Consider the following 7,270-nt stretch of genomic DNA (forward strand, 5'->3'; position numbering starts at 1 on the left):
TTTCACCCCGTGCGGGAGAGCGGCTGGCCTGGGTCAGTTTTACCCCTGCTGCTTCGACGGGCTCAACCTCGATCGGCTGACAGACGCTGCAGCAACTCCCTGAGACCGTCGCGGCTGAGGAGCTGGTCGAGCGCGAGCTGCGCCGCCCCGGTCATCGCACCGTGCGGCCCGTTCACGACGGAAAGCTCGAGAACGCAGTCGGCGGTTGACCCCGACAACGTGCGGGACGCGACGGCAGCTCTGATCGGCTCGAGGACCCAATCACCCGCTGCGGTCAGTCCTCCGCCGATGATGACGACTTCCGGAGCGAACAGCGCGATCATCGGCGCCAGACTGTGGCCGATGTGCTCCAGAGCCTGCGTCATGAGGGCCCGCGCGGCCGCGTCGCCGCCGTTCGCGGCGGCGGTGATATCGAGGGGCCGAATCCGCCCACTCTGCTCCCGGATCTGCCGGAGCAGCGGGCTCGCCCCCGCATCTGCCAGGGCCGCCCCATCCCTCGCGAGCGCCCAACCGCCGACCAGCGCCTCGAGGCATCCGGTTCGCCCGCATCGGCAGGCCACGTCCCGCGAGTCGGCGGCGCGGACGTGCCCGATCGAGCCTGCGAGCCCGTGCGTGCCACGGTGGATGCGCCCTTCGACGACGAGGGCGGCGGCGACGTCGTTGGTCGCGCCGAAGTAGAGAACGTTGCCGGATCGGGACGCTGCCGGGTTTGCTCGGAGCTCAGCCAGGGCGAGCAGGTTCGTGCGGTTGTCCACCCAGACTGGGACTTCCCAGCGCTCCTGCAGCCAGGCGCGGACCGGGTAGCCGGCCCAGCCATCGACGACAGGGGTGGCGATAGGCGTGCCGGTGTCGAAGTTGACCGGACCCGGCAGGCCCACTCCGATGCCGAGGAGGACTCCAGCGTTCGAGAGCTCTGCCAGGTGGTCGCTGATGATGCGGTCGACGGTCGACAGGAGGTGTTCGGGTTCGGCGGCGGGCTCGGTCGTGATCTCGCCGACCTTGATGATCGTTCCGCTCAGGTCTGCGGTACCGACGACGATGCCCCAGGAGAAGAAGTCGATGCCGATGACCAGCCCCACGGCTGAGTTGAGCGCGAGACGGTGAGCCGCCCGGCCGCCCGTCGAGGGCGCCAGCCCCAGGGAACGGAGCAGGCCCGCCCGTTCGAGCTCGGAGACTCGTTCGGCGACGACGCTGCGACCGAGTCCGGTCTGGCGGGCCGCCGCAGACTGGGTGATGCCTTCTTCAGCTCGCACCGCGGCGATCAGGGCGGCAAGGGTCGAGTACCGTTCTGCCATCCTGTTCCTCGCTTCTGCCGTCGAATTCGGGCCACCGCCCCACGAGCGGGGCAGCCTTCACGCCTCGCGGCGACTTCCGGCACTAGTCTGCCCCACCCCTGCCGGCGCGCGGCGGACGGGATGGGGCAGACATCGCTCATGGCTCGGTCAGCGCCCCGAGCCGGGTCCTGCGCCCATCCCGGAGACGCGTGGCATCTTGCCAACCGTCCTGGTCAGTAGCTCAGACCGAACCCCACGGGGTAGAGCGGGTTCTCGGTGTCCGAAGGCACGTCCGGTGAGCTCCTCAGCACCTCGTCCATCGAGCTCGGGAGCTCCATCGGGAGACGCCCTTCTGGCAGGATGCGCCCCGTGAGCGCGTCGAGCAACGCCGTGTGCGAAGCGCCGTAGTTCGCGACGATCGCGGTTGCGTGCGGCTCCAGTGGCGTCAGAATCGCGGCTCTGTCGAGGTACACATCGAGCACGACCGAGGTCGACGCGGCGAGTTCGGCCACCCGATCGATCATCTCCTGGGGGTAGTCGAGACTGCCCTGATGCGTTCCCGCTTCCAGGAAGTACTCGTTCCTCGGCTCGAACGCGGCGCCGATGCGCAGAATGGCGACGTCAGCAGCCTCAGGCCCGTCAGCCACCTCGAGACCATAGGCCGAGGCGGTCTCTGCATCCAGACCATCCAGATAGACCTTCGATCCTGGAGCCAGCGGGAGGGCGCCCTGGTTCTTGAGGACAGTGATCGAGCGAGCCTGCGCCCGTTGCCCCTCGGCAAGGAAGGCTGGCGATGCGACGGCGGCGATGGCTTCGTCGAGGTCGACGTGAGCATGGTCGAACAAGCCGAGCTCGAACTTGACCTTGAGAACTCGTCTCGCGGAGACGTCGATTCGTTCTTCGCTCAAGCGTCCATCTTGGACCAGCTTCAGGACCACATCCGTGGCGGTCTCTCCACCCAGCTGATCGATGCCGGCGTCGAACGCGCGAAGCACCCTGTCTTCCTGGCTGAGGTCTTCGACGCCCCAGGCCTTCGCGGGCCATTCAAGGCCTCCCACGCTGATGTCCGAGATGATCGCGAAGTCGGTCGTGACGACGCCGTCGTACCCCATGCGCTCCCGAAGCAGGCCGGTGATGAGCTCGCGATTGAAGGAGAACCCGACTTCCTCGACGGGCTTGCCGTCGAGGGTCAGGCCAACCGGCATGCCGTAGTAAGGCATCATGAACGGCGCGCCCGCCTCGATCGCCATCTCGAAGGGCTTCAGGTGGTCAGCGAATCGGCCACCGGGGTAGACCTGCTCTTTCCCATACGGGAAGTGGGGGTCTTCACCGTCCTTCTGCGGACCGCCGCCGGGGAAGTGCTTTGGCATGCACGCCACGCTGCTCGCATCGAGCTCAGAGCCCTGCATCCCTCGAATGAAGGCGGCACCGAACCGACCGACGAGGTCCGGGTCCTGGCCGAACGACTGCAGCTGACGAGCCCAGCGGGGATCAGTCACCAGGTCGAGCTGGGGGTGGATCGCACAGGAGATCCCGACGGCCCTGTACTCGGAGCGGACGACGTCGCCGAATCGCTCGAAGAGCTCCTCGTCGCCGATAGCTGCGAGCCCCAAGAGCTCCGGCCACTTCGAGAGCCGTCCGGATGCGACGGTCATGCCCTCAGTGGCGGAGAATCCGTGGCGCGGGTCGGAGGCGAACATGACTGGGATGCCGTGCTCACTCTCGGCGGCCAGGTCCTGGACGGCATTCTGCCAGCGGACCGCGGTCTCGGTCGACGGAAGCTCCCCGAGGGTGAAGTGCGTGATCTTCTTCCCTTCGACGAGGTCCCGAACGGAGCCCTCCCCGAAGCGCCCCGGACTGTCGTGATCGCCCGGCTCCCCGATCGTGATCACCGTGCAGAAGAGGAGTCCGACCTTCTCCTCGAGGGAGAGGCGAGGCACGAGATCGTCCGCGCGCTGATCAGCTGTCAGGCTCGGGTCTCGGTACGGCAGTCGCTCCTGACCGATGAGGTCGTGGTGGGTGTTCTCGCCCATACCTGGGGTCACGGCAGCTCCGATCTCTGGTTTCCGTCGGCATCGACGGCCTCATGAAACGTAGCACAGCTTAGGTGCGTTACGAACATAAGCATCGGGCGCGTGGATGACGCTAGAGGGCCAGTCGTTCGAGCTGGTCGCGGCGAGCCAGTGGGTTGCCCGCGTGAAGCCAGTGGATCAACGCCGTCGGGTTGAGAATCGAGTCGAGGGCGAGCGCTCCAGCCCCAGACATGCCACGATCGTCAGCACTGGACGCGTGCACTGAGAGATGAGCTGTGATCAGCTCAGCCCCGCGCGTCTGGATCGCATCACGCAGCGCCTTGAGGAAGGACTCCTCGACCTGGGTTCCGGCAGCGAGGACACCTCCGCCCAGGACGACTTCCCCGGGGTTGGTGAACACGACCAGGTCCGCCACGAGGTTGCCGACAGCCTGAGCCGCTCGCTCCAAGACGCTCACCACGAGGGCGTCACCCGATTGCGCGGCGTCTCCGATGTCAACGAGGTCGAGTGGACGCGCACGAAGGATTTCGGCCAGCAGCGGGCTTGCGTCGACTCGTCGTGTGACTTCATCGAGCACCGCCCACCCCGCAGCCAGAGCTTCGAGGCAGCCCACTTTGCCGCATCGACACGGCAGCGGTTCCGTCGTTGCGCGAAGGTGCCCGATCGACCCGGCTGCCCCCCGCTCCCCCCTCAGTACTCTGCCGTCGACCATCATTCCGGCCCCCACATCCATGCCCACCTCGATGAAGAGCATGTCCCGTTTCGAGCGCGGAGGCCTGCGCCACTCTGCAAGCGCCATGAGGTGCACGTGGTTGTCGACCCAGACCGGGGCGTCGAGGCGGTCACGGAGCCATGCCCGCGGGCTGAACCCATCCCAGCCGGGCATGACGGATGGACCGACGAGGCGCCCCGTGGAGAACTCGACGGGCCCGGGTACTCCGACCGCGATCGACCACGGGCCTGCCCCGCTCTCCGGAGCGCCTACCTCTTGAAGCAGACCAGCCACTCGCTGCATCGTCGCTTCAGGACCCAGCTCCACGTCCCACGTGGAGCTGACAGCCTCGATGACCCCGCCGCTCAGGTCGATCCTGGCCACGTCGATCTCGGTCGAGCCGATCATGACCCCCACGACGTACCCGGCCCCCGGGTTCACCTCGAGGGTTCGAACAGGGCGCCCGCCTATTGAAGGGACGAGCCCGCCGTCTCTGACGAGACCGCGTGCGGTCAGGGCTTCCACCCGCTGAGTGACAGCCTTCCGGCCGAGACCGCTGACAGCGACGAGGCCGGGCCGGGTGGCGGCCGTTCCCTTGCGGATGAGGTCGAAGAGCGCCACGGTGGGGGCGGCCTCGAAGTCCTGGATCGGAACGATTTCATTGGCTTCAGGCGGGAGGAACAACAGACGGGGACCCTTCCAGGATGAGCCAGAGGCTGACTTCGGAGCAGGCTACACGGGACGCGCTCAACACCCCGTCTCGGCGGCGGAGCCTGTCCCGACCAGCGTCAGCAGCTTGGTTGAAGAGTTGTCGCAGAACTCCGCGTCTCAAGACCCGGGGTGGTGCCAACCGGTCGTCGCAACACCCCGATGAACAAGGGATGGGCGGATGCCGGCGAACAATGCTGCGCGGGAACGCAAGCGAAAGTTCGCGCTGCCCAGAAGCGGTGCGAGGCTCGCGCGCCGACCCAAGGCATGCCGGGTCGACGAGCCGATCCTTGCGGCGCTCGTTGAGGAGCGTCTGGTGAAGTATCGAGTCGCAGCAGATCGGCGATGACCTGAACCGCCTGTTCTCATCCAGTCCGGAGATGCGCGTGCCACCGGAGACGATCTACCCAGCCCTGTCCGCAGCGGCCAACGATCACCCGGAGCGCTGTACTGGCCTTGCGTTGCTACCGATGTCCAAGCGCATCGAAGAGACCGAGTCCGGTGACGCGTTGGTCTTGTTGAACCAAAGTGGGTACTGGGCGTTGTTCGTGCTCGCCGTTCGGCCAGTGCAACACGAACCCGCCGCTGAACGACGCGTTCGATCCAATCACGCGCGCACCGTTCGCATCTACGGCGCGAGCTTCGCATTCGAGGCACAAGTACTCGGGGTACCGATCGGATTGGACGACTTGGGTGCCGCAGTTCGGGCAGGGCTGCGTTCCGCGAACACCCGGCCCGCTCCCCAGTCTGGCCTGCTGAGACATCGGCTACCGCCCCGGGCGCTGGAACATCCCATAACCAATGACCACGACGAGCACCAGCGGCGTGAGGATGAAGAGCTAGGTCTGTCCAGTTGTCAGGTTGAACGCGCCTGTCGCAAGGAAACCAAGAACAAGCGCCAGGGCCCACGCCGCTACCAAAAAACACCGTGGAACGAGCGTTGCGTGGCTTCATACTCGGCTTTTCTCGTGACCGGGCTGATCTGGCCCTGACAATCACTCATCCTGTTGATACGCACCGCTGCTCTGTCGCTTTGTGTATCTCTGCTCGCTCGGCGCGGGATGGCGGAGGCGATCAAACAGCGCGTACCCGTCCATCCACCAGACGCGATCGATGTCGTTCTCCTCGGACCACTTGCGCATCTTCAGCACGATGAAAGCTACGTAGCTGATGTAGAGCGGAAAACAGATGAAGCTACCTAGGATGACCCATCCGTTCGGCACGGCCCAATACTGGACCCAGCACGTCACCAGAACTGCGAAGACTGGCAATGGTGCGAGAAGTGCCGCACCGGCCAGCGCGGACCTCTTCGACATCAAGCGACTTTGCTTGGGCTTCTCCGGTGCCGTCTCCATGCGGTGACAGTAACGCACCTCGCAGACGCGCAGGCGAGCGCAGCAGGTCGTGAGACATCTCGAACCCGTGGGTTTCGCGAAACGGGGTGCTGGCGAGTTCTCTCCGTCATGATGTTGCGATGGTGAGGTGTGAACCGAAGAAGCGCATTCTGCGCCTGGCCTCCAGCTCGCCGGGGCAAGGGGATGCAGGCTCACCGTCCTGGCCCTACGACGTCGACTTCGTGCTGAGCGAAGGCCAGCCGTGGACTATCGGGCTCAGCGAGGGGGTGGGCCACGGGGCTGCCGGACGTGTCGTCAGCATCGAAGAAGCCCTCCAAACGCGCTCACTGGCACACATCGTGAAGGCCGAAGGGAGGTGGCTGGTCCCCTATCTTCGGCGTCTGCACGCTGGCGGGCGAATCACCGAAGAGGAGCTCGTCGAGGACTATCCCAGTCGGCACGGCCGCCTTCCGCGCGTGATCACGTAGCAGGGGCATAACGGCGACGGCCTCGCAGTGCGCAACTCGCGGCGGATGCCGAGAGTCGAGTCTCCTCTATTCGTGCAATAGCTGAGCCCGTATGATCACGCCTCGTGAAGAGCCTGAACGTTTCGATGATCGTCGATTCCAGCTCGTGGTGGGACAAAGGGATCGAGGTGCCCAAGATTGACCACGAACCTGCCGGACCCGCGGCCTGGCTTCGGGACCATCCATCGGTCTTCGACACCGGCCACGACGAGACGCTCCTGTTTGCGGAGACCGGACGCGGGGTCACCCGGTGCGGGACGGCTGACGACTTCAGGCAGGACGTCCTGTTCGAGAACGTGCCTATGGGGTACACCAGCCTGACGCTGCTCGAGAAGCGCGCGGTCGTCATGGGTGGTCGCGTTGCGCGCCTGTGGCCTGGTGAACGTCGAACACAGGGATACGTCGCGGGCACGGTGGATGCGGCGGGGCGGCCTCTCGGGGCGGGGCACGATTCGATCCTCTGGCACAGCATTCACCGCGCGCTGCGATGGTCGGCGATCGTCCCGGATCGCCCGTTCACCGTCGGCGCCGTGCGCAGCTCACAGGCCTGGCACTGATCGCCGTCGGCTCAGCTTGGCGGCACCCGCATCCGACCGGCGGACACTCGGCTTGGTGCGCCCGTTCGGCTCGTCAGCTAGTTAGCCGACGACCCACGGAGCCGTGAGGCCCGCACGGAGGGCAC

At 66.1% G+C, this 7,270-nt stretch carries 7 protein-coding genes; 3 read left to right on the forward strand and 4 right to left on the reverse strand.

Features of this window, described 5'->3' with window-relative positions:
* Positions 1 to 62: 62 nt before the first annotated feature.
* The 3 genes from C5B97_RS16250 to C5B97_RS16260 form a co-directional block, all read right to left on the reverse strand.
* On the reverse strand, positions 63 to 1,295 hold the full coding sequence (locus C5B97_RS16250) for an ROK family transcriptional regulator (protein ID WP_104313015.1): 1,233 nt from the start codon (positions 1,293 to 1,295) through the stop codon (positions 63 to 65).
* 212 nt (positions 1,296 to 1,507) lie between these two features.
* Positions 1,508 to 3,319 carry a glycoside hydrolase family 3 protein gene (locus tag C5B97_RS16255; RefSeq protein WP_258068319.1) on the reverse strand — a complete coding sequence of 604 codons (1,812 nt, stop codon included), beginning with the start codon at positions 3,317 to 3,319 and terminating at the stop codon, positions 1,508 to 1,510.
* Between the two features lie 100 nt (positions 3,320 to 3,419).
* Positions 3,420 to 4,703: an ROK family protein gene (locus C5B97_RS16260; RefSeq protein ID WP_181027050.1), complete on the reverse strand. Its 1,284-nt coding sequence runs from the start codon at positions 4,701 to 4,703 to the stop codon at positions 3,420 to 3,422.
* Positions 4,704 to 5,107: 404 nt separating this feature from the next.
* On the opposite strand from C5B97_RS16260, the gene C5B97_RS17795 reads away from it, so the two are divergent.
* Positions 5,108 to 5,719: a hypothetical protein gene (locus C5B97_RS17795; protein WP_181027051.1), complete on the forward strand. Its 612-nt coding sequence runs from the start codon at positions 5,108 to 5,110 to the stop codon at positions 5,717 to 5,719.
* Positions 5,720 to 5,722: 3 nt separating this feature from the next.
* Here C5B97_RS17795 and C5B97_RS16265 read toward each other — a convergent pair whose 3' ends face one another.
* A complete protein-coding gene (locus tag C5B97_RS16265; protein ID WP_146080847.1) occupies positions 5,723 to 6,082 on the reverse strand; it encodes a hypothetical protein in 360 nt (119 codons plus the stop codon).
* A 119-nt stretch (positions 6,083 to 6,201) separates the two neighbouring features.
* Here C5B97_RS16265 and C5B97_RS16270 point away from each other — a divergent pair, with 119 nt between their 5' ends.
* Both C5B97_RS16270 and C5B97_RS16275 read left to right on the forward strand, forming a co-directional pair.
* Positions 6,202 to 6,549, forward strand: a complete 348-nt coding sequence (locus C5B97_RS16270) for a hypothetical protein (RefSeq protein WP_104313019.1) — start codon at positions 6,202 to 6,204, stop codon at positions 6,547 to 6,549.
* Positions 6,550 to 6,716: 167 nt separating this feature from the next.
* Positions 6,717 to 7,145: a hypothetical protein gene (locus tag C5B97_RS16275; RefSeq protein WP_146080848.1), complete on the forward strand. Its 429-nt coding sequence runs from the start codon at positions 6,717 to 6,719 to the stop codon at positions 7,143 to 7,145.
* Positions 7,146 to 7,270 lie beyond the last annotated feature (125 nt).

This window comes from Pseudoclavibacter sp. RFBB5 (genome assembly GCF_002931555.1).
Taxonomy (GTDB): Bacteria; Actinomycetota; Actinomycetes; order Actinomycetales; family Microbacteriaceae; genus Pseudoclavibacter.